This window comes from Bowmanella dokdonensis (assembly GCF_017254865.1).
Classification (GTDB): Bacteria; Pseudomonadota; Gammaproteobacteria; order Enterobacterales; family Alteromonadaceae; genus Bowmanella; species Bowmanella dokdonensis.
Genome location: NZ_JAFKCV010000153.1, coordinates 1 through 379, shown reverse-complemented (window position 1 = coordinate 379; position 379 = coordinate 1). Strand labels below are relative to the sequence as shown.

Annotated in this window: 1 protein-coding gene; it reads left to right on the top strand. The window is 48.3% G+C overall.

The genetic code is table 11. The annotated features are described in order from the left end of the window. The coding region (locus J0A66_RS21995) for an SLC13 family permease (RefSeq protein WP_277603617.1) at positions 1 to 379 on the top strand (379 nt) is incomplete at both ends.

Below are 379 nucleotides of genomic sequence, written 5' to 3'. Positions count from 1 at the left end.
GCCACCGAGTTGGTCAATCATCACCTAGAAGAAAATATCGCTGAAATTGCCAGTTTATGGCTGTTTTTGGTGGCAGCCATGACCTTTGTGGCCTATCTGAACAAAAAGCGCATGATTGAGAGCCTGATCAACAGGATGTTGCCAAGTAAACTCAGTGAGCGCAAATTACTCTTCATGACCGGCCTGTTTGCTTTCTTCTTTTCCTCTTTGGCCGATAACATCACCGCCACTCTGGTTTCTGTCGCCATGATACTGCCACTGGGATTACCCAAGGAAAAGGTCATTAAGTTTGCGGTGCTAGCAGTATTTGCGGTGAACTCCGGCGGCGTGGCGCTGATTACCGGTGATGTCACCACACTGATGATATTCCTGGACGGTA